A 20,017-nucleotide genomic window follows, 5' to 3' on the forward strand; every position below is an offset into this window, starting at 1 on the left:
GAGGCTGCGCGTGGGCGCGGCCCCAGGGGCGCCCGTGTGACCGATTTTCTGGTGCGGAGGATAGCGCGGCGGCCGCGCGGCGCAGCGGCGCGGATCGCGCTGGGCCTGGCGCTGGCCGTGCTGGCGCTTGCGATCCGGCTGGCGCTGGCGCCCTGGATCGGCCTGGGCGCGCCGTTCGCGGCCTTCATCCTGGCGGTGCTGGCGGCCACCGTGTTCGGCGGCGCGGTGGCGGGGGCGGCCAGCGTGGCGCTGCTGAGCGTGGGCGGGGTGATCCTGCTGGAGCCGCACGCCGGGCCGGTGGCGGCGCGCCGGCTGGCGCTGGGCGTGGGGTTCTTCCTGGCCTCCAGCGGCTTCGTGATCTGGATCGTCTCGCTGCTGCGCTCGGCCCTGGCCCGCGAGATGGCGGCCCGCGACGCCGAGCGCCTGCTGAAGCTGGAGCTGCACCACCGGGTGAAGAACACCCTGGCCGTCGTCCAGTCCCTGGCCGACCAGACCTTCCGCGGCGCGAGCGACCCCGAGGCCGCCCGGCGCGACTTCGCCGCCCGGCTGCAGGCCCTGGCCGAGGCGCACGACGTGCTGGTGGCCGCCGGCTGGGGCGAGGTGACGCTGCAGGGCCTGGCCGAGCGGGCGCTGGCGCCGTTCCGGCCGGCGGGGGCCGGGCGCCTGGTCCTGGAGGGGACGCCGGTGACGGTGGCGCCCGAGACGGCCGTGCCGCTGACCCTGTGCCTGCACGAGCTGGCCACCAACGCCACCAAGCACGGGGCGCTGTCGGCGGCCGGCGGCGAGGTCCGGCTGACCTGGCGGGTGGAGGACACCGACGGCCGGCGGCGGCTGGCCCTGGACTGGCGCGAGCGCGGCGGCCCCCGCCCGGCCCCGGCCGACCGCAAGGGGTTCGGCATCCGGCTGCTGAAGCGCGCCCTGGCCTCGGAGGCGAACGCCGAGACCAAGCTGAGCTTCCCCGCCGAGGGCGCGCGGTGGACGGCGACCTTCGACCTCTGAGCGAGGGGCGGGCGTGGTGTGGTTCGTGGACGGCCCTTCGGCGCCGGCGCGCCACGGCGGCTGAACGGCTGGCGCGTGCCGTCCACCCGACCTTGAGACTGCACGCTCAGTAGCCGGAGCCGCCGGGGAAGCGGCCGTGGGGGTTTTGCTCCCAGGGCGGGAGGTAGGGTTCCGGGTCCGGGGGCCTGGGGTCCGGGGGCCTGGGGTCCGGCGGGGGTGGCGGTTCGGGGTCGGGGTCCGGCGGCGGCGGCTCGGGGGCGACGGGCGGCGGGAGGGGGCGGAGCGTTTCCGGCTCGCCCTCCCCTTCGTCCGGCTCGTCGTCGGGGTCGTCGTCGTCCGCTTCGTCGCCCTCCCCGTCCTCTTCGTCGTCGTCCGTCCAGCCCATCAGGTCGCGCAGGCGGGCGGCGGCGCGCGCCGGGTCGGCCACGCGGGGGCGGCAGCGGCGGGGCGTGTAGTCGTGCCTGGCCTCGCCCGTCAGGCCCAGTTCGGCGGCGAGGCGGGCGACCTGGGCGTCCACGTCCTCGTCGATGAAGGCGTCGTCCAGGGCCTCGGTCTCCAGCCGCTCCTCGAAGTCGGCCAGCCAGGCGTCGGCCTCGCCGGGGTCGATCTCGCAATAGATCTGCCGCTCGACCTCGGCGCGCACCCGGTCGCGGCGGCGGCCCACGGCCCGCTCTTGCGCCTCGGCGGCGTCGGCCTCCGCGGCCTTGAGGTCGCGGGCCCGGTCGCGGACCAGCTTGGCCTCCCACGCCACCGACTGGCGCAGCGCCCGGCCCAGGCGGTGGAAGGCCTCGGCCAGCCGGGCCTTCTGCTCCGGCTCGGGCGCCGCGACCGCGGCCGCATGCACGTCCTCGGCCAGCGTCAGGCTGAGTTCGGCGAACCGCGCCAGCTGGCGCCCGTGGCGCTCGGCCATGTCCGGAGGGACGGTCATGGTCGGGAGTGTAGAGGGCCGGTGCGTCAGAAACGGTCGGAGGGGGTGTGGCGCGAAACTGGCGCTGTCGTCAAAGTTGCTGGACGGCCATATCCAACCCGCCCTAGCTTGGCCGTGAGTATCTTACCGGCCATGGGGGGCCGCCATCATGAAATTCAACCACTTGGCGGCCCTCGCCGCCGCGATGTCGCTCGTCGCCGGCCAGGCCCTGGCGGCGGAGATCAAGGTCCCGGAGGGGACCGAGTTCCCCATGCGGCTGGAGGACGCCATTTCCAGCAAGACCGCCAACACCGGCGACCGCTTCACCGTCAGCCTGGACGACAACGTCAAGCTGCCCGACGGCACGGTGCTGAAGGCCGGCTATCGCGGCGTGGGCGAGATCGTCGAGGCGCGCAAGAACGGGATGCTGGGCAAGACCGGCAAGCTGAACGTGCGCCTGCTCTATCTGAAGGTCGGCGACGAACGCATCCGCCTGCGCGCCAACCGGGGCGTCCAGGGCGAGCACCGCACCGGCGCCCAGGTGGTGAGCGTCGTCCTGCTCTGGCCGGTGGCCGGCTTCATCAAGGGCAAGAACATCACCATCAACAAGGGCACGATGCTGACCGCGTTCTCGGACAACGACACCGTGCTGACCGCACCGATCACGCCGCCGCCGGCGGAGATGTAGGCGGGGGTTCGGGGCTGTAGGGGTTCGGGTCCGGGCGCGGAGCGTGCCCGGCCCCTTCGCCCCGTCAAGGACTCGCTGACGCGCGGCTGGGCAGAGCCCGGTCCTTGACCCGGCTGCGGCGCCGGGCCGGTGGGCTGCCGTGGACTTAAGGTGGGGTGGCATCCTGGGGATGCGTGAATAGGGATGGATATCCTGTCCCCGAATTTCGCTCACTTTGGGCATTCCCACCACGGGTCGTGATGAGAACATTCGACGCCAAGCGGCAAACCCTGCCTGCGCCGAGCGAGATTGCTCACATCGCAAACATGGGGTTGTATCTCCGCTGGGTGGGCATCTTCGTGGACAACATCGACCGACATGAAAATCGCGTAGCAACGCGGCGGCTCAGTTCGCGCGAAGCCAGTCATGGCTATTGACCTCGGTCCGCTCCAATTTGACGACGAAATTGTCCTCCGCCAACTGCGCCGGGATCTCCGAGACGACTGGTTCCCCGATCCTAGAGAGTTCGAGGACATATTTCGGCACGACCAAATCCAGGGGGTCCTTTCCCAGAATTTTGATGGGAATGAGGGGGTCTACCGCCCCATCAGACGCAACTTGCTCAACGTTCCGAAATCCAACTTCACGCTTCGATACGCGTTGGAAACGGGTGTCGCGGACCGAGCGCTCTACCAAGGCATCGCGACATACCTCGTCCCCTTCTACGACCCGTTGTTGCCGTGGAACGTCTTCAATCATCGACAGGCCGAGGAGAAGGACGCGGCGAAGCACCTCTTCAAGCGCGCCGTGCAATCGTGGCAAGATTTTATCGGGGTCGTTAAGACCTCGGTGAAAACAAACCCGACGCTGCTCTCTACCGATCTCACGAACTATTTCGAGAACATCAATCTTGATATTCTCAAACAAACCCTACAGTCACTAATTCCAGAAATAAAAACTAGCGCCGCCGAGAAATCTCGCATCCGCTCACACCTTGCGATTCTGTTCGACTGCCTACGCGAGTGGTGCTTTAGCGAGAACGCAGGGCTTCCTCAAAACCGAGACGCATCGTCGTTCTTGGCCAACGTCTACATGCTCCCCGTGGACCGCGCGATGCTCCAGCGGGGACACCAGTATTTTCGCTACATGGATGACATCAAGATTGCATGCCGCGACGAGTTCCAGGCTCGACGGGCTCTAAAGGAACTCAGCATTGAACTTCGAAAGATTGGGCTGTCGGTAAATTCGGGAAAGACCCAAATCTGCCGCCCCGGTGATGACGAGGCGCTAGACAAGTGCCTCGACCTGGGCGGCACTGAGTTGCATCAGATTGATGCCATCTGGAACACTCGTGCCATACGGCCAATCTCCCGATCCTTTCCGCTCCTGAAGGAGCTTACACAGCGACTTCTGAGAAGCGGCGAGGTTGATAAACGCGTCTTCCGATACTGCATCCGACGCCTTGAGGTGCTCGCCCAGTGTCCTGAGTTTGCGGTGCCCCCGGAATATTTCGACGGAATTACACCCCTTGTTGTGGACGCCCTCGCCACGGCTCCAGCCGCGACGGACCAATTGGCCCGCTACCTACGATCTGTGCCTCTGAGCCCCCAGCTCCTCGGGCAGATTTCCGGCTTGCTCCGAGATCCTGAGAAGAACTTCTACACATGGCAGAGTTATCGCTTGTGGGCGCTGCTCGTGCAGAAGGAGCACATGGATCCAGATCTTATGCTCCACGCGCTCGGCCTCGTTCGAACGGCACCAGATGATGCCAATCGATCAGGGGCAACGCTTTACGTCGGCGCGCTGGGTGGGAAGGCGGAACGCGTCGTAGTTGCTGAGAACTTCTCTCGCTCAGAGTCCTACCTTGGACAGCGGACCGCTCTGATAGCGGTTCAAGAACTCCACTACCGCCCGCATATCGAAGTAAATGTTCAGCCCTATTTGAGAGGCGACCTCAAGAACGTATACAAAGGATTGTCTAGGGAGGGTATTTACATGGCCCCTCCCGAAGCTGGCCCAATTACCCGCTACATCGATCTAGGTCGCGATTATGATTGATGGATACCTCTCATACTTGCCCGATCCTTTCGCGGTGAGGGCGTCGCTCTTCTATTTGCGGCTCCCCGACGGCAGTGCAAAGCGCGTTTCAGGGCGAGAGGTAAGCGACTTCTCAGGACTGCTTGCGACCTATGATCTAGCTGCGCTGGTCGATGATCTACGCCGGCTAGGCTACGCTCCACCAAGTCGCCCACTAGACCTAGGCGACGCCCTCCGGCTTGCTGCGGGGATACCCAGAGATGAGGGGGGAGACCGCCAATGGGACGTGTGGAGATACCTCTCGCGCTACTTCGCTGATCGGCAGGGCGGCGCGAAATTTGCAGGGATTGCACAATCCCGTTGTCCTAGGCCGGGCGAACCCGAAATCACGGAGTTGCTCGACGCAGCTGCGAAGGCCCTGCATGAGGGGTGGGACGGAATTCTGTTGCGCCTCAAGGAAGCGGGCGAGCTGTCGCGACTGCTTGAGGTTGAGGCGCCGGTCCAGTCGATTTTTGCGAACCGCCAAAGTGTCGGTATCGCTGTGGATCACGACGTGGTGGATCGACTTCTCAAAGAAGTCGCGGATGAAAAGTACGAGGCGTATCATTCAGTTGCGGCAGCGCTGAACTCTAGCCCTAGTGGGCTCAACTTCTGGAACGTCTCCCAGCACTTGGAGCGCACGGACGCCTCCCATCTGCTACCGACGACCGAGGGCGGGCTCCTGCGTGAAGCCTTCAAGATGGCGGCGCCCAATTCGGGGTTTGCTCGCGACTTTCTTCAATTCGCCGACGCCAGTCGAGACGAGACTATTCTCCGACGCGCATCGGGTGTGGGCAATCGCTTGCACCCGATCTTCAACGTCATGGGAACTGTGAGCGGCCGAATCTTGGTCGCCGACCCGTTTCTCCAGCAACTGAGGCGGGGGTACCGGAGCCTTATCGCTCCCGATCCAAACAAGCGTCTTGCGTATCTGGATTACGCTCAATTTGAGCCGGGGATTATGGCCTCCCTGGCACATGATTCCGGCTTCGTGGCGGCCTACAACAGAGGGGACGTCTACGAGGCCCTAAGCGAGCGCGTGTTTGGGACGGTAGAGGACCGGCCCTTAGCAAAGCGGATCTTCTTAGCCTTCTCGTACGGCATGACTCTGGAACGGATCGCAACCCTTGCAGTAGCGCCCAACGCCACGGAAGCGGAACGGGGCGCGTGCAAGGAAGCCGTCCAAGGCTTCTTCGATGCCTATCCCGGCCTCGCCAAATTTAGGGCTGATATGGAAGCTCAACTCAGCGCGAAAGGCTATGTTTCGAGCGCCTTCGGAAATCGGCGCAAGCGCGCCAACGCTGGCCCACTGAACCGGAAGGAACGTCGCTGGGCGGTCAATCAGCCAATACAAGCGACTGCGTCGCTTGTGTTCAAAGAAGCGCTGATCGACCTAGCGCGGCAATTTGGAGCTCAAAGCATTCTCCTGCCGATGCATGACGCCGTCCTCATGCAATTCGACCTTGCGGGTTACGACGACGCTGTGACGGCGGCCCAGACGGCTATGGTCGAAGCCTTTCAGCGACGTTGCCCGACGGTGATCCCTCGCGTGGTCGTAGGCCCTTTCTCAATTCACCAATAACTCAGAGTCGACGCGCCGCGTGGCGAATTCGGGGACACGATATCCATTCCCGAACGCTAGACGGCTTTTAGACGCGCCGCCTCCAGTGCTGTCGCTCACCCTCTCCACCACCCGCTCTTCGGCGGGCGGTCCCCCTCTCCCGCGTGCCGCGGGAAAGGAACCGCGTCGCGGGCGCTCCTCCACCCTCGGAACCTCCCTGCCCCGCCCCCCGTTCACGCCCAACGGCTGGCGGTGGCGCACGCAGGGAGCATCCCCATGACCGAGACCCCCACCCGCGACGAGCTGATCGCGCTGGAGACGTCCTACTGGGAGGCGATCAAGGCGAAGGACGGCCAGCGGACGGCGGCGCTGTCGGGGGAGACCAGCATCGTGACCGGGCCGCGCGGGGTGACGAGCATTCCGCAGGCGAAGATGGGGGCGATGACCGAGGACAAGTCCTGGGTGCTGGAGTCCTACGCCTTCGAGGACGTGGAGGTGTCGACGCCGGCGCCGGACGTGGCGATCGTGGCCTATACCGTGCGCCAGAAGGTCAGGATGGACGGCAAGGCCCAGGAGATGCGCGCGGCCGACAGCTCGACCTGGATCCGCGAGGCGGACGGGTGGCGATGCCACGCGCACAGCGAGACGTTCCTGCAGGGGTAGAGGGGCGGCGGCGGCGGCGCCCCCTCCACCACTTCGTGGTCCCCCTCCCCCGCTTCGCAGGGGAGGAGCTGGGCGCCAGGCCTTCGGGCGGAAACACTTGGTGGCGGGGAAGCCCTTGCCACCGTCGCCGCCCCCCGATTTGACATCGCCGGCCGCGCACCCCACCTCTTGGGGGCGATGTGCCGATTCAGCGCCTTTCAGCGTCTTACGCACCACGCCGGCCGCCTCGTCGCAGGCGGCTGACCCTGAGCCCGTGCTGGCCGTAAGGCCGGGGTTCAGGGACACACACGACAATCCCCTGTCGCAATGGACTTCGGATGGCTCCGCCGCATTGGCGTGAGCGCGAGACCGGGGCCGCGACCTCCTCCAATCCATCCATCTACCCCCGAAGGACAGGCGCGGCCGAGCCGCGGCCGGCGTCCGACTGAAAACGAAGAAGAAGACTGAAGATGACGATCCAATCGAAACCCAAGACCGCCGCCCTGCCCCCGGTCTATGTGGCCGAGGCCGACTATGAGCGGCTGTCCGACCTGGCGCGGGTGTTCCACACGCCCGGCGCCGAACTCCTGGCCGACGAGCTGGCGCGGGCCATCGTGGTGGGGCCGCGCAAGGCGCCGCGCGACTTCGTGCGCCTGGGCTCGCGGGTCACCTGGCGCGACGAGACCAGCGGGCGCACGCACACCGCCGAGATCGTGGGGCCCGACACCGCCGACATCGACCGCGACCGCCTGTCGGTGATCTCGCCCGTGGGCGCGGCCCTGATCGGCCTGCGGCCCGGCGCCACCCTGGCCTGGGCCATGCCCGACGGCCGCCCGCGGGCGGTGCGGGTCGAGAGCGTCGGGGCGGCGGTGGGCTGAGGGGCCGGCTGAGCGGCGGGCGGGAGCGCCTGGCCGGGGCGGGTTTTACATTGCACCACTTTGTAAGATGTGTTTTACGTTGCGCCACTTTGTAAACACATCCGCCCGGCGGCCGCCCGATCGGCGGCGCCCGAAATCCCGGAGCCCGTTGCTTGAAGACCTTGAAAACCCTGTCCGTCGCCGCCGCGATCGCCGTGGCGCTCGGCGGCGCGACGATCACGCCGGCCGCGGCGACCACCTATGCGGGCACACGCCACCTCGGCGCCGACGGCCTGGTGAAACTGGTGCTCGTCACCGACGACACCGTGGGCTTCCTGACCGAGGACAACGTCCTGGACTGGACCGTCACGATCACCAACGGGATCGACTCGCAGACCCTGTTCGGGCCCCTGAGCGGCGACAACTCCCTCCTGCGGCTGCAAGGGACCGCGCTGACGGCCAGCGCCACGCAACTGCTGTTCGACTTCGAGGGCGAGGGACACCTGCTGTTCGCCACCGAATTCAGTCCGGCGGTGCGCGGCTATTGCATCGACGGCCAGCTCTTCATCCCGTTCAGGTGCGGCTTCGAGAACGTGGGGGGCGCCGAACACATCACCTTCGGCCTGCCGAACCCCGACAACATCAAGGTCTCCGCCAACGGCCTCGCCGTGCTGGGCACGGCGATCGGCGGCCCGGCCCCGGCCCCCGCGCCCGAGCCCGCGGCCTGGGCGCTGATGATCGCGGGCTTCGGCCTGGCGGGGGCGAGGTTGCGGCGGCGGCGGGTCACGGCCGCCTGAGGCCGCCAACGCCCTTCGGCGCGGCGACGCGCCGGGCCCCGCGGGCCCCGCCCCCCATTGAGTCCGCCGCCGACGGCGCCTAAACCAGGGCCATGGCCAGGAGACGTGCGCAGGACGCCGCGATCACACGGGTGCGGATCATGGACGCCGCCCAGGCGCTGTTCGTGGCGCGCGGGTTCGCCGACACCTCGACCACCGCCATCGCCGAGGCGGCGGGGGTGACGGACGGGGCGCTGTTCCATCACTTCAAGGACAAGAAGACCCTGTTCCGCGAGATCGTGGTGCGGCTCCAGACCCAGGTGCACCAGGCGATCTATGACGCCGCCGCCAAGGCCACCAGCGTGATCGAAGGGTTCCGGCTGGGGGCGCTGGAGTCCATGCGGGTGACCCAGGTCCCCGTCTATCAGCGGATCGTCTTCACCGAGGCGCCGGCGGTGCTGGGCCGCGAGGAGTGGGGGACGATCGACGCCCGGATGGGGTTCGCCCTGATCGAGAGCCGGCTGAAGATGATCGCCGGCGCCGAGGACCTGCCGGACCGCCTGGTGAAGCCGATGGCGATCCTGACGCTGGGGACGATGAACGAGGCCACCTTCGCCCTGGCGCGCAAGGACCCCGGCGTGGATCCCGACGAGGTCCTGGCGCTGCTCGAGCGGACGCTGCTGGACTGGATCGAGCGGGACGTGAAGCCGTGGCAGGCCGCGCGGGCGGAGGGCGGCGACGGGGCCCACGGCTAGGGGCGCCGCTTTTACATTGCATCACAATTTAAGTTGTAGCACTTTGTAAACTCGCTGAGGGCGGGCCGCGCGGCCGCGCCATGTGGGGGTTTTCGATGATGCTGCGATTGTTTCCGGCCTGTGCGGCCGCGTTGTTCCTGACCCTGGCCGGGGCCTCGGCCGCCGCCACCACCTATGTCAGCGTCCGGCCGGTGGGGGCGGCCGAGGCGCAGGTCTCGATCACGACGGACGGGACGCTGGGCGTGCTGACGGCGGCGAACATCACCGCCTGGCGGGTGGTCGTCACCGACGGCGACCACACGCGGCAGATGGAGAACGGCAAGTTCCTGTCGCTGCCGGTGGTCGTCGAGGGGACGGGGCTGACGGCCACGGCGACGGACCTGCTGTTTGATTTCGACAGCGCCGGGTTCGTCAACTTCACGCAGCAGTCGGGGGTGTTCTTCGGCTTTCCGCTGAACCCCGCCCGCTATTGCCTGCAGGGCCTGGCCCGTGAACAGGCGGAGGGCGACTGCGCCTTCGACCCCTTCGACAACGAGGGCTCCGAGCGGATCAAGGTCGCCATCGCCTTCCCCAACGAGTTCACGGCCAACTTCCGCAGCGGGCACGCCGGGGTGGAGGTGCTGGCGAGCGTGGCGGCGGACCCGACGACGGGCGTGCCGGAACCGGCGAGCTGGGCGCTGATGATCCTGGGCTTCGCCGGAGCCGGGGCGGCGCTGCGGCGGCGCAAGGCGCTACGTTTTGGGCCGGAACCGCTTCGTCGCGGGGAAGCCCTTGGGGGCCAGTTTGCCGGCGCCGGCTCTCCGGCCTAGCCATTCCTTCCACTCCGGCCAGGCGCGCTGGCGGCCGTCGGCGGTGATCCAGGCGGCGCCTTCGGTCTCGCTGAAGGCCATGGCGTCGCGCAGGCCGCCTTCGCGATAGGACTGGAGCTTCACGCCCTTGCCGCGGGGCATCTCGGGCAGTTCGGAGACGGGGAAGACCAGGATCTTGCCGTTGTCGCCGATGACGGCGAGCTGGTCGGCGTTTCCGAGGGGGAGGCAGACGGCGGCGCCCTCGCCCTTCTTCGTCGGATCGCCGGCGTTCAGCACCTGTTTCCCGGCGCGGCGGAAGGCGATGGCCTCCTCCTCCGGCAGGATGAAGCCGTAGCCGGCCTTGGAGGCCAGGACGCGCTTCGTGCCGGCTTTGTGCGGGAAGACGTCGATGAGGCCCACCTTGTCGTCGAGGTCGATCATCAGGCGCAGCGGCTCGCCGTGGCCGCGGGCGCCCGGCAGGTTGTTGCAGGCCAGGGTGAAGAAGCGGCCGTCGGAGGCGAAGATCAGCAGCTTGTCGGTGGTCTCGGCGGGGACCAGGAACTGGAGCTTGTCGCCCTCCTTGAACTTCAGCTCCGAGGGATCCTCGACGCGGCCCTTGGCGGCGCGGATCCAGCCGCGTTCGGAGAGGATGACGGTGATCGGCTCGCGCACGATCATCGCCTCCAGGGCCGCCTCGGTGTCGATCTGGGGCGCCTCGGCGAAGGTGGAGCGGCGGACGTTGAGGTCGGCGAGTTGGGCCTTGGTGTGCTTCAGGCCCTCGCCCACCAGCTTCCACTGGGCCTTGTCGGAGGCCAGCATCGTGACGATGCCGTCGCGTTCCTCGGCCAGCTCGGCGTGCTCGCGGCGGATCTCCATCTCCTCCAGCCGGGCCAGCTGGCGCAGGCGGGTGTTGAGGATGGCGTCGGCCTGGAGCTCGGAGAGCGAGAAGGTCTCGATCAGCTTGGCCTTGGGATGCTCCTCGTAGCGGACGATGCGGATCACCTCGTCCAGGTTGAGGTAGGCGATCATCAGGCCGTCGAGGATGTGGAGGCGGGCCTCGATCTTGGCCAGGCGGTGGCGGGCCCGGCGGACCAGCACCTCGCGGCGGTGGTCCAGGAAGGCGACCAGGGCCTGCTTCAGGCCCATGACGCCGGGGGTGCCGCGGGCGTCCAGAACATTGAGGTTGACGCTGAAGCGGGTCTCGAGGTCGGAGAGCTTGAACAGGCTCTCCATCAGCACCTCGGGCTCGACGTTGCGGCTCTTGGGCTCCAACACCACGCGGACGTCCTCGGCGCTCTCGTCGCGGACGTCGCCCAGCAGCGGGGCCTTCTTGGCGTCGATCAACTCGGCCAGCTGTTCGATCAGCTCGGCCTTGCGCACCTGGTAGGGGATCTCGGTGATGACGATCTGGTACGTGCCCTTGCCCAGGTCCTCCTTGGCCCAGGTGGCGCGCACGCGGACGCCGCCGCGGCCGGTCTCGTAGGTGTTGAGCAGGCTGGACCGCGGCTCGACGATGACGCCGCCGGTGGGGAAGTCCGGCCCCTGGACGTGGGTCATCAGGGCCTCGGTGGAGGCGTCCGGCTGGTCGAGGAGCAGCAGGCAGGCGTCGATCAGCTCGCCGGCGTTGTGCGGCGGGATCGAGGTGGCCATGCCGACGGCGATGCCGGTGGAGCCGTTGGCGAGCAGGTTGGGGAAGCCGGCGGGCAGCACCACCGGCTCGGTGTCGGAGCCGTCGTAGGTGGGCTTGAAGTCGACCGCGTCTTCCTCGATCCCGTCCAGCAGGAGCGTGGCGGCCACCGTCAGCTTGCCCTCGGTGTAACGCATGGCCGCGGCGTTATCGCCGTCGATGTTGCCGAAGTTGCCCTGGCCGTCGACCTGGGGATAGCGCTGGGCGAACGACTGGGCCATGCGGACCAGGGTGTCGTAGATCGACTGGTCGCCGTGCGGGTGGTAGCCGCCCATCACCTCGCCCACGATCTTGGCGCACTTGCGGGCCGCGTTCTCGGGGTTCAGCCGCATCTCGCGCATGGCGTAGAGCACGCGGCGCTGCACGGGCTTGAGGCCATCGCGCACGTCGGGCAGCGCCCGGTCGGTGATGACGCTGAGCGCATAGGCCAGGTAGCGGCGGCTGAGCGCCTCGCTGAGCGGCTCGTCGATGATGCGGTCGCCCGGGCCGGGCGGTGTGATGACGGTCATGGGAATCGCAAAGGTGGAGAGGTTTCACCCCCTCTCTAGCGCACGCCCTCCCCGGCGTCAGTGCGGCGTCGGGTTCCCTCCCCCGCTTTCGCAGGGGAGGAAGCCGCCCTTACGCGAACGCCAGGCCGCGGCGGCGGCGCAGCGTCCAGCCGGCGGCGCCGAAGCCCACGATCATCAGGGCCCAGGACGCGGGCTCGGGCGCCGGCGAGACGACACCGCCCGGGTTGGGGCCGACGACCAACGAGATCGGGTTGAACGCGCCGGTGGTGTAGTTCGAGCTCTTGGCCGCCTCCGGCGCGAAGATGTCGAAGTTCCCGCTCCAGCCCCAGCCCGGCGTCTGGGCCGCGGTGAGGCTCTGCAGGGTGTGGTAGTCGGGGCCGGCCAGGTAGTTGAGGGACGAGGGCGCGAAGGTGCCGACGGTGTTGGCGTGCAGGCTGAGGCTGGCGTTGGGGCCCGCCGCCTGGTGGCTGAAGCCTTCGTCGGCGCCGTCGTCGTACTGGGTCTGCTCGCCGGAGGCGCCGCCGATCTCCAAGGAGACGCCGCCGATGGTGAGGACCGCGCGGACCGGGGCGTAGGCGCCCTCGCCGGTGACGAAGCTGTTGATCTCGCCCTGGAAGATGTTCTCCGGCAGGGCCAGGGCGTCGTCGCGGTAGAAGACGGCTGTGAAGGCGGACCCCGTGATGTCGCCGCCAACTTCTCCGAAGAGTCCGAGGCCGTCGAACCCGTAGCTTACGGTTCCGGCGTAGGTATAGGTGACGACGGCGGCGGACGCCGGCTGCGAAAAGGCGATCGCCGTCAGGGCGGCGGGCAGCGCCAGCCACAGGTTCATCTTCATGATTACATTCCTTGCGAGTCCGCCGGTCGGCGGATGACTTGACGTTCCTCAATGGGAAGACTGGCTAGGTACGGCGCAGGCGCAAGCGGGACAATCGGCAAGGTTGCAGACTCCCCCTGCAGATTTGGATGCATCCGGGCTCAGAACGGCAGCGGCTCCAGGTCCGGGTCCAGCCAGGCGCGGCGGGCGGCGACGGAGAACAGCGCCTCGCGCGACCAGTGGGCCAACAGCCACTCGGAGCGGCCGAAAGGCGAGGCCAGGAGGTCGGCGAGCGCCTCCGAGAGCCGCGTGCCCGGCCGCTCGGCCAGCCAGGCGCGGGCGGCGCGCAGGGAGGCGAGCGTGATGGTCTCGTGGTAGCCGGACGTGTCGCTGTTCTCGACGCCGGTGGCGGCGTTGTAGGCGCGGATCAGGCCCGGCATCTGCGCCTCCGCATCGACGCCGGGGCGGGTCAGCAGCCAGAGCGCGGCGGCGAAGTGGGCGGCGTGCGTCCATTCCGGCTTCGGCAGGCTGCGGTCGGCGACGCCCAGGCCGATGCGCTCGATGTCGGCGTCGGAAAGGTGGGGCGGCATAGGGAGCTCCTTGACGTGGGGGCTCGGCGGGCGTCGGCAAAAACCCCGCCGAGGCGGGGTTTGCGAGGACTGTTCGAGGGGGTCTGGACCGCTAGGCCAGGGCTCCGGAACAGGCGCGCGCAGACACCGCCAGGTGATGGCGTTGCTGCTGGATGGCCTGTTTGCGGCTGGCGCGGGTCATGGCGGGGCTTGTAGCGCATGGGCCGGGCGGCGGAAACCATGACCTTTCAGGGCGGCTTAAGGCCGTCGCGGCACAGTCGAGGGATGACTCTCTCGCGCCTGCGCCTGCTGGGCAGCTTCCTCGTCGCGGCGGCGCTGGCCGTGGTGGCGGCGCTCGCCATGGGCGGCGGGTCGGCGATCGGGGCCTATGTGGGGTCTGGCCTGTTGTGCTGCACGCTGCCGCTGGCGGCGCTCAGCCTCTGGCGGGCGCTGCAACGACCGCGGGGCGTCGGCTATGAGCTGGGGCCAGCCGCGCCGGTCGTGCAAATGCTGCACCTGGGAACCTGGGCCGGGATCGCCACGGGCTCGGCGATCTGGACGCTGGCGGCGGTGAACCTGGACTTCGACGCCAAGGCCGGGTTCTGGGCGATGGGGCCGCTGGGCGTGGCGGTCGGCGGCTTCATGGCGGCGATGATGCTGTGGTCGTGGGCCCACCCCTTCCCCACGGTGCGGGCGGACACGACGGGGATCAGCGTCGGCGGCGGGCTGGTCATGCCCTGGCGCGACCTGCGCGGCGTCAGGTTCCGGCGCTCGGCGACCGGCTTCTCGCACGTGGAGATCGCCCTTCGGAGCGGCGAGACCTTGCGGCCCAAGGTTCCGCTCACCGTCGGGATCGAGGACCTGGAAGGCTTCTTCGGCGTGGTCGGCCGGCATCTGCCGCCGTCAGAGACGCCCCATCTCGCGCAGGCGCTCCAGTAGCCAGACCCGCGCCGGCGGCAGCGGCCGGTTCAGCGGATTGAAGATGAAGGCCTCCAGGAAGTGGCCGGTGATGTCGAGGCCCGCGCCCACGTCGCCGGGCATGAGGCGGCCCTGGGCCGACAGCATGAAGGGCGGCAGGGCCAGCAGGCGGTCCTTGTAGGGCTCGCCGGCGTCGCGGGAGACCGCGCGGCCGGTGCGCGGGCTGACGTAGATCAGGTCGTCGGTGGAGCCGGTCGCGGCGCACTTGGACAGGTCCAGGCCGAAGCCCAGGTCCTGCAGCAGGCCGGCCTCGAAGCGGACGAAGACCGCGGGCCAGATGTCGGGGATGGCGAAGGCGGCCGCCAGGGCCTCGAAGGCCAGGTAGGCGCCCGGATGCGGCTCGCGCTCGGGCAAGGCGCCGGCGGCGACGGCGGCCGCCGCGGCGATCCCGGCCAGCGCCAGGGCGTCGTCGAACAGCGCCGAGGGGCCCTCGCCCACCGGCTCCAGCATCGCCGAGCCCAGCTGCTCTGAGACGCGGGCGCGGTAGCGCACCAGCACCTGGGCGCCGGGCTGCAGGAACGGCTTCATCTTGCGCGACGCCCCGCCGGCCACGTGAGCGGCGTAGCGGCCGTGCCGCGCGGTCAGCAGCTCGACGATCGCGCCGGCCTCGCCGTGGGCGCGGGCCGCCAGGACGAAGGCGTCGTCCTCAAACTCCACGGGGGAATTCCATCAGGGCGCCGGCGCGTTGACGGCGCGCTCGATGATCGGCCGCCAGGCGGGTTCGACCGGCAGGCCGAAGGTCTCGCGCAGCACCCGCTCGACCCCGTCGGCGTCCAGGATCTCCCGGGTCGGCTCGCCGCCCAGCGGCCGGGTGGTGAAGCGGTTGAACAGCAGGCCGTAGCGGGCCTCAGGCGTGGTGAGCGCGCAGAGCAGGTTGGCCCGGAAGTGGCTGGTCGGATGGGTGGAGGTGAACCAGTTGGCCATCTCGTAGTCGCGCGGCACGCAGGGGCTCAGCGAGACGTCGTAGGCCGGGACCCAGCCCATCTCGCGACGGACCTCCAGCGAGACGCCGCCTTCGATGGGCAGCAGGCGGTAGCTGTCGTGGTCGGTGACCTGGACCTCGCCGGGGGCGAACCGCAGGGGCGCGGTGAGCACACAGCCGCCGAAGCCCACGTCGACGAACCAGTCCTGGCCCTCGGCGCCGACCTTGAGGACGTGATGGGTGCGCGGCTGGGCCGGCGTTCCGGACGGGGCGTTCCAGCGCACGCGGGCGGCGTAGCCCTCGACCTCGAAGCCGAGGGTGGTGAGGACGCGGGTGAAGAGGCTGTTGTGCTCGAAGCAATACCCACCCCTGCGACCGTGGATCAGCTTGGCGTCGACGGCGGTGGGCGAGATGTCGATCCCGCGGTCCAGCAGGCAGTCGATGGCCTCGAACGGTATCGCGGCGGGGTGCAGGGCGTGCAGCGCCCGGAGCGTGGCCAGGCTGGCGTCGCGGGGGCCCGTGTAGCCGATGCGGGCGAAATAGGCGTCGAGGTCCATCGCATCCATCTAGGGCGTCAGCACGGCTTCGCGAAGACCTTCGCTCCTCCCTCGTCGCAGACGGGGGAGGTGGATCGGCGCGGAACGCGGCGAGACGGAGGGGGCGCAAAGCCCCCGGCGCGGTGACTGGGGCTTTGCGCCCCCTCCACCGCTTCGCGGTCCCCCTCCCCCGCGCTCTGCGGCGCGGGGGAGGAGCGAGCCGTTAGGCTTCGAAATCCAGGCCCACGTCGCCGTAGAATTCGCGCTTGTCGGCCCATTTCTCGTCGACGGTGACGTGCAGGAACAGGTGGACGGGGCGGTCCAGGAGTTCGGTGAGTTCCTCGCGGGACTTCTGGCCGATCCACTTCAGGGTCTGGCCGCCCTTGCCCAGGATGATCGGGCGCTGGCTCTCGCGCTCGACGTAGATGGTCTGCTCGATGCGGACGCCGCCGTCCTTGCGTTCCTGGAAGGCCGTGGTCTCGACGGCCGCCGAATAGGGCAGCTCCTCGTGGACGCGCAGGTAGAGTTTCTCGCGGGTGATCTCGGCCGCCAGCAGGCGGGCCGGCAGGTCGGCGGTCTGGTCCGCCGGATAGAGCCAGGGGCCTTCCGGCATGAGCTCGGCGAGGCGGGCCTTGAGGTCGTCGACGCCCGAGCCGTCGGCGGCGGAGATCATGAAGACCTCGGAATAGACGCCGGTCTCGAACAGCCGCTGCGACAGGGCGAGCAGGGTGTCGCGCCGCATGCCGTCGATCTTGTTGAGCGCCAGGATCGCCTTCTTGCCCGAGGCCTTCAGGCCCGCGACGATGGACTCGACGTCGACGGCGGCCTTGCGGTCGGCGGGCTTGCCCTCCTTGGTGGGGGCGGCCAGCTCGGCGACGGAGTCCACCAGGTGGACGATGGCGTCGGCGTCGTCGGCCCCGCCCCAGGCGGCGCGGACCATGGCGCGGTCCAGCTTGCGGCGCGGCTGGAAGATCCCGGGGGTGTCGACCAGCACGATCTGGGCCTCGCCTTCGATGGCGACGCCGCGCACCGGGAAGCGGGTGGTCTGCACCTTTTGCGTCACGATGGAGACCTTGGCCCCGACGAGACGGTTGGTCAGGGTCGACTTGCCCGCGTTGGGGGCGCCGATGATGGCCGCGAAGCCGGCATGGGTTTGTGGTTCGGAAGGGGGGGTCATTGGTCGGCCTCGGCCTCGGATTCCACGCCCTCGCGCTTGAGCAGCATGGTCTGGGCCGCGGACTTCTCCGCCGCCTGGCGGGAACCGCCTTCGCCCCGCTCGGGCTCGAAGCCCTGGATGCGGACCTCGACGGTGAAGGCCGGGGCGTGGGCGGGACCCGTGCGGTTCACCACCTCGTAGGCCGGCAGCGGCAGGCCCAGGCCCTGGGCCCATTCCTGGAGCTGGGTCTTGGGATCCTTGGAGCGCGGGGCGTCCAGGTGCTGGAACTCCTCGGCCCAGAATTTCTCGAAGAAGGCCTTGGCCGTCTCCAGCCCGCCGTCGATGTAGAGGGCCGCGATCAGGGCCTCGCAGGCGTCGCCCAGCACGGCGTCGGACTTGCGGGCGCCCACCTTGGTGGCGCTGGCCGAGAGGCGGAGCGCCTGCGGCAGGCCGGCGCGCTCCGCGGCGCGGGCGCAGGCATGGTAGTTCACCAGGCTGGCGAGGCGGCGCGACATCTCCCCTTCCCGGCTGTCCGGGTCGAGGGCCATCAGCCGTTCGGCGGCGCAGAGGTTCAGCACCCGGTCGCCCAGGAATTCCAGCCGCTCATTGTGGCGCACCTCGCGCGCGCCGTCGCCGACGCTGGCGTGGGTCAGCGCGCGTTCCAGGAGGTCGCGGTCGACGAAGATATGGCCAATGCGGCTCTCGAGGTCTTCGACGGCCGCGGCTCGCGCGTTCATTTGAGGACTTTGAAGAACCGGCTGGGACGGGCGTCGAGCACCCAGGTCCAGGGCTTGAAGATCGAGGCCTCGGGCTTCCACGACAAGAGGATGATCTGCGCCTTGCCGACCAGGTTCTCGGCCGGGACGTAGCCCACGCCGCCGATCGCCGGGTTCACGCGGCTGTCCGAGGAGTTGTCGCGGTTGTCGCCCATCATGAAGTAGTGGCCTTCGGGGACGACGAAGACGTCGGTGTTGTCGAGCTCGCCGTCCGTGCCGAAGTCCTGGGTGGCGAAGCGCCTGCCGGTGGGCAGGGTCTCCTCGAAGCGGGCCACGTCGCGGACATAACCGCCGCCCACGTCCTCGCGGACCGGCGACAGGGCCTGGCGGGGCACCAGCTTGTCGTTCACCCACAGGAGACCGTTCTTCATCTGGATGCGGTCGCCCGGCAGGCCGATGACGCGCTTGACGTAGTCGGTGCGGTTGTCGCTGGGCAGCTTGAAGACGACGATGTCGCCGCGCTGGGCCTGCTTCTCGAGGATGCGGCCCTTGAACAGCGGCGGGCTGAACGGGATCGAGTGGTGCGAGTACCCGTAGCTGAACTTCGAGACGATGATGTAGTCGCCCTCGTAGAGGTTCGGCTCCATCGACGCAGACGGGATCGTGAAGGGCTGGAAGAAGATCACGCGAAGGACCAGCGCGATCAGCAGCGCGTAGAAGACGGTCTTGAAGATCTCGACCAGCTCGTTCACCGCGCCGGATTTTTCAGGCGTCTTCACGCTCTGCACGTTCTGGCTCATTCGTCGTCCCTGGGCGCCTCGGTGACCCGAAGCGGTTGCCCTAGAGCATTTTGGGACGGGACGGAACGTCCCGAGCCGAAATGCTCCAGATTCAAAGGTCGCGGGCGCGGAATCTTCCGCGCCCACAGCGCTCCCTAGCCCATGAGCAAGTTCCGCGCCCGTGAACAATGTGAGAGGCGGCGATCGGTCGCCGCAATATTCGTCATCCCACGGTCGCGCAGCGATCCGGGGGACCCAAGCAGACGCGCCGCATGCGGAGAGCCACCTTGGGTCCCCCGGTCCAGCCCGCGGCTGGCCGTGGGATGACGAGCGTTCAAGGCTGAGCCCAAACCGCTGATCAAGGGCCAGTCGCCGCGAATTGGACCGGTGACAGTCCCGCTTGCCGGCCTATGTAGGGGCCATGACCCGCGACGCCCTGCCCCCGCTGCATCTCCTGCTGGCCCTGGTGGTGGTGGCCGTTTGGGGGACCAATTTCGTGGTCATCAAATGGGGGCTGGCCGACTTCCCGCCCCTGACCTTCGCGGCGCTCAGGTTCACCTTCGCGGTGCTGCCGGCGATCTTCTTCCTGAAGCGGCCCAAGGTGAGCTGGTGGAACCTGGCGGCCTATGGGGTGCTGATCGGGGTGGGCCAGTTCGGCGTGCTCTACATCGCCATGACCAACATGATCTCGCCGGGCCTGGCCAGCCTGGTGGTGCAGGTGCAGGCGTTCTTCACCATCGGCTTCGCCATGCTGATGGCCGGCGAGCGGGTGAAGCCGTTCCAGCTGGTCGCCCTGGGGCTGGCCGCCAGCGGGCTGGGATGGCTGATGATCCACACCAACGCCGAGGTGACGCCGCTGGGCCTGGGCCTGGTGGTGTTCGCGGCGCTGGCCTGGGCCGGCGGCAACACGGCGGCGCGGGCCGCCGGGTCGGTGAACATGCTGAGCTATGTGGTCTGGGCCAGCGTCTTCTCGGCCCCGCCGCTGTTCGTGCTGGCCTTGCTGTTCGAGGGGTGGCCGGCGGTCTCGCAGTCGATCGTCCAGGCCGACGCCGGCGCCTGGGCCGCGGTGCTGTGGCAGTCGGTGGGCAACACCATCTTCGGCTACACCTGCTGGGCGTGGCTGCTGGCGCGGCACCCGGCGGCGACCATCGCGCCGCTGTCGCTGCTGGTGCCGGTGTTCGGCATGGGCGCCTCGGCGATCCTGCTGCACGAGCCCCTGACCCACTGGAAACTGACCGCCGCCGTCCTGGTCCTGGGCGGCCTGGCCATCAACACCCTCTGGCCGCGGATCGCCCATCGCCGCGCCGCCGCCGTCTGAGGTCG

19 protein-coding genes and 1 pseudogene are annotated in these 20,017 nt (G+C 68.7%); 11 read left to right on the plus strand and 9 right to left on the minus strand.

Annotated features, from left to right (window positions below):
• The first annotated feature begins 36 nt into the window (after positions 1–36).
• Positions 37–999, plus strand: a complete 963-nt coding sequence (locus EPO51_RS17935) for a sensor histidine kinase (RefSeq protein ID WP_293353034.1) — start codon at positions 37–39, stop codon at positions 997–999.
• Positions 1,000–1,105: 106 nt separating this feature from the next.
• On the opposite strand, the gene EPO51_RS17940 is transcribed toward EPO51_RS17935, so the two are convergent.
• Positions 1,106–1,927: a hypothetical protein gene (locus tag EPO51_RS17940; protein ID WP_293353036.1), complete on the minus strand. Its 822-nt coding sequence runs from the start codon at positions 1,925–1,927 to the stop codon at positions 1,106–1,108.
• Positions 1,928–2,075: 148 nt separating this feature from the next.
• On the opposite strand from EPO51_RS17940, the gene EPO51_RS17945 reads away from it, so the two are divergent.
• From EPO51_RS17945 to EPO51_RS17980, 8 genes and pseudogenes are all read left to right on the plus strand, one after another.
• On the plus strand, positions 2,076–2,594 hold the full coding sequence (locus EPO51_RS17945; protein WP_293353038.1) for a hypothetical protein: 519 nt from the start codon (positions 2,076–2,078) through the stop codon (positions 2,592–2,594).
• A 405-nt stretch (positions 2,595–2,999) separates the two neighbouring features.
• Positions 3,000–4,631, plus strand: a complete 1,632-nt coding sequence (locus EPO51_RS17950; RefSeq protein ID WP_293353039.1) for an RNA-directed DNA polymerase — start codon at positions 3,000–3,002, stop codon at positions 4,629–4,631.
• Positions 4,632–4,896: 265 nt separating this feature from the next.
• Positions 4,897–6,231, plus strand: coding sequence for a DNA polymerase (locus tag EPO51_RS17955; protein ID WP_293353041.1), 1,335 nt, complete (start codon positions 4,897–4,899; stop codon positions 6,229–6,231).
• 255 nt (positions 6,232–6,486) lie between these two features.
• Positions 6,487–6,873 carry a nuclear transport factor 2 family protein gene (locus EPO51_RS17960; RefSeq protein ID WP_293353043.1) on the plus strand — a complete coding sequence of 129 codons (387 nt, stop codon included), beginning with the start codon at positions 6,487–6,489 and terminating at the stop codon, positions 6,871–6,873.
• A gap of 449 nt (positions 6,874–7,322) precedes the next feature.
• Positions 7,323–7,730 (plus strand): GreA/GreB family elongation factor, encoded by a 408-nt coding sequence (locus EPO51_RS17965; RefSeq protein WP_293353045.1) that lies wholly within the window; start codon positions 7,323–7,325, stop codon positions 7,728–7,730.
• 152 nt (positions 7,731–7,882) lie between these two features.
• Positions 7,883–8,506 carry a PEPxxWA-CTERM sorting domain-containing protein gene (locus EPO51_RS17970; protein WP_293353047.1) on the plus strand — a complete coding sequence of 208 codons (624 nt, stop codon included), beginning with the start codon at positions 7,883–7,885 and terminating at the stop codon, positions 8,504–8,506.
• 92 nt (positions 8,507–8,598) lie between these two features.
• Positions 8,599–9,240, plus strand: a complete 642-nt coding sequence (locus tag EPO51_RS17975; protein ID WP_293353049.1) for a TetR family transcriptional regulator — start codon at positions 8,599–8,601, stop codon at positions 9,238–9,240.
• 95 nt (positions 9,241–9,335) lie between these two features.
• A pseudogene (locus EPO51_RS17980) lies at positions 9,336–9,980 on the plus strand (PEPxxWA-CTERM sorting domain-containing protein); the annotation flags it as partial.
• On the opposite strand, the gene parC reads toward EPO51_RS17980, so the two are convergent.
• From parC to EPO51_RS17995, 3 genes are all read right to left on the minus strand, one after another.
• Positions 9,972–12,224: a DNA topoisomerase IV subunit A gene (gene parC / locus EPO51_RS17985; protein WP_465246612.1), complete on the minus strand. Its 2,253-nt coding sequence runs from the start codon at positions 12,222–12,224 to the stop codon at positions 9,972–9,974. The pseudogene EPO51_RS17980 and the gene parC overlap by 9 nt on opposite strands.
• 109 nt (positions 12,225–12,333) lie before the next feature.
• On the minus strand, positions 12,334–13,059 hold the full coding sequence (locus EPO51_RS17990; RefSeq protein ID WP_293353053.1) for a PEPxxWA-CTERM sorting domain-containing protein: 726 nt from the start codon (positions 13,057–13,059) through the stop codon (positions 12,334–12,336).
• Positions 13,060–13,199: 140 nt separating this feature from the next.
• Positions 13,200–13,628 (minus strand): hypothetical protein, encoded by a 429-nt coding sequence (locus EPO51_RS17995; RefSeq protein ID WP_293353054.1) that lies wholly within the window; start codon positions 13,626–13,628, stop codon positions 13,200–13,202.
• Positions 13,629–13,892: 264 nt separating this feature from the next.
• Between EPO51_RS17995 and EPO51_RS18000 the strand changes: the two genes are divergently transcribed.
• Positions 13,893–14,546: a hypothetical protein gene (locus tag EPO51_RS18000; RefSeq protein WP_293353056.1), complete on the plus strand. Its 654-nt coding sequence runs from the start codon at positions 13,893–13,895 to the stop codon at positions 14,544–14,546.
• Here the strand turns inward: EPO51_RS18000 and recO are convergent.
• The 5 genes from recO to lepB all read right to left on the minus strand — a co-directional run bounded on the left by recO (position 14,511) and on the right by lepB (position 18,715).
• Positions 14,511–15,242, minus strand: coding sequence for a DNA repair protein RecO (gene recO, locus EPO51_RS18005; RefSeq protein WP_293353058.1), 732 nt, complete (start codon positions 15,240–15,242; stop codon positions 14,511–14,513). The genes EPO51_RS18000 and recO overlap by 36 nt on opposite strands.
• 12 nt (positions 15,243–15,254) lie before the next feature.
• Positions 15,255–16,073: an arylamine N-acetyltransferase family protein gene (locus EPO51_RS18010; RefSeq protein ID WP_293353060.1), complete on the minus strand. Its 819-nt coding sequence runs from the start codon at positions 16,071–16,073 to the stop codon at positions 15,255–15,257.
• 193 nt (positions 16,074–16,266) lie between these two features.
• Positions 16,267–17,220 (minus strand): GTPase Era, encoded by a 954-nt coding sequence (gene era / locus EPO51_RS18015; protein ID WP_293353062.1) that lies wholly within the window; start codon positions 17,218–17,220, stop codon positions 16,267–16,269.
• Entirely contained in the window at positions 17,217–17,936 is a 720-nt protein-coding gene (gene rnc, locus EPO51_RS18020; protein ID WP_293353064.1) for a ribonuclease III, read from the minus strand. Before rnc ends, era begins: the two co-directional genes overlap by 4 nt.
• The gene (gene lepB, locus EPO51_RS18025) at positions 17,933–18,715 is read right to left on the minus strand and encodes a signal peptidase I (RefSeq protein ID WP_293353066.1); all 783 of its coding nucleotides are present in this window, start codon (positions 18,713–18,715) and stop codon (positions 17,933–17,935) included. Before lepB ends, rnc begins: the two co-directional genes overlap by 4 nt.
• 400 nt (positions 18,716–19,115) lie before the next feature.
• On the opposite strand from lepB, the gene EPO51_RS18030 reads away from it, so the two are divergent.
• On the plus strand, positions 19,116–20,012 hold the full coding sequence (locus tag EPO51_RS18030; RefSeq protein ID WP_293353068.1) for an EamA family transporter: 897 nt from the start codon (positions 19,116–19,118) through the stop codon (positions 20,010–20,012).
• Positions 20,013–20,017 lie beyond the last annotated feature (5 nt).

It is taken from the genome of Phenylobacterium sp. (assembly GCF_004297125.1).
In the GTDB taxonomy this organism is placed as follows: domain Bacteria; phylum Pseudomonadota; class Alphaproteobacteria; order Caulobacterales; family Caulobacteraceae; genus Phenylobacterium.

Excerpts from the sequence above, each read along its gene's own strand:
- EPO51_RS17940 (WP_293353036.1), bottom strand. The coding sequence starts at position 1,927 with ATGACCGTCCCTCCGGACATGGCCGAGCGCCACGGGCGCCAGCTGGCG.
- EPO51_RS17945 (WP_293353038.1), top strand. The coding sequence starts at position 2,076 with ATGAAATTCAACCACTTGGCGGCCCTCGCCGCCGCGATGTCGCTCGTC.
- EPO51_RS17950 (WP_293353039.1), top strand. The coding sequence starts at position 3,000 with ATGGCTATTGACCTCGGTCCGCTCCAATTTGACGACGAAATTGTCCTC.
- EPO51_RS17960 (WP_293353043.1), top strand. The coding sequence starts at position 6,487 with ATGACCGAGACCCCCACCCGCGACGAGCTGATCGCGCTGGAGACGTCC.
- EPO51_RS17965 (WP_293353045.1), top strand. The coding sequence starts at position 7,323 with ATGACGATCCAATCGAAACCCAAGACCGCCGCCCTGCCCCCGGTCTAT.
- EPO51_RS17975 (WP_293353049.1), top strand. The coding sequence starts at position 8,599 with ATGGCCAGGAGACGTGCGCAGGACGCCGCGATCACACGGGTGCGGATC.
- parC (WP_465246612.1), bottom strand. The coding sequence starts at position 12,224 with ATGACCGTCATCACACCGCCCGGCCCGGGCGACCGCATCATCGACGAG.
- EPO51_RS17990 (WP_293353053.1), bottom strand. The coding sequence starts at position 13,059 with ATGAAGATGAACCTGTGGCTGGCGCTGCCCGCCGCCCTGACGGCGATC.
- EPO51_RS17995 (WP_293353054.1), bottom strand. The coding sequence starts at position 13,628 with ATGCCGCCCCACCTTTCCGACGCCGACATCGAGCGCATCGGCCTGGGC.
- EPO51_RS18000 (WP_293353056.1), top strand. The coding sequence starts at position 13,893 with ATGACTCTCTCGCGCCTGCGCCTGCTGGGCAGCTTCCTCGTCGCGGCG.
- EPO51_RS18010 (WP_293353060.1), bottom strand. The coding sequence starts at position 16,073 with ATGGATGCGATGGACCTCGACGCCTATTTCGCCCGCATCGGCTACACG.
- era (WP_293353062.1), bottom strand. The coding sequence starts at position 17,220 with ATGACCCCCCCTTCCGAACCACAAACCCATGCCGGCTTCGCGGCCATC.
- rnc (WP_293353064.1), bottom strand. The coding sequence starts at position 17,936 with ATGAACGCGCGAGCCGCGGCCGTCGAAGACCTCGAGAGCCGCATTGGC.
- lepB (WP_293353066.1), bottom strand. The coding sequence starts at position 18,715 with ATGAGCCAGAACGTGCAGAGCGTGAAGACGCCTGAAAAATCCGGCGCG.
- EPO51_RS18030 (WP_293353068.1), top strand. The coding sequence starts at position 19,116 with ATGACCCGCGACGCCCTGCCCCCGCTGCATCTCCTGCTGGCCCTGGTG.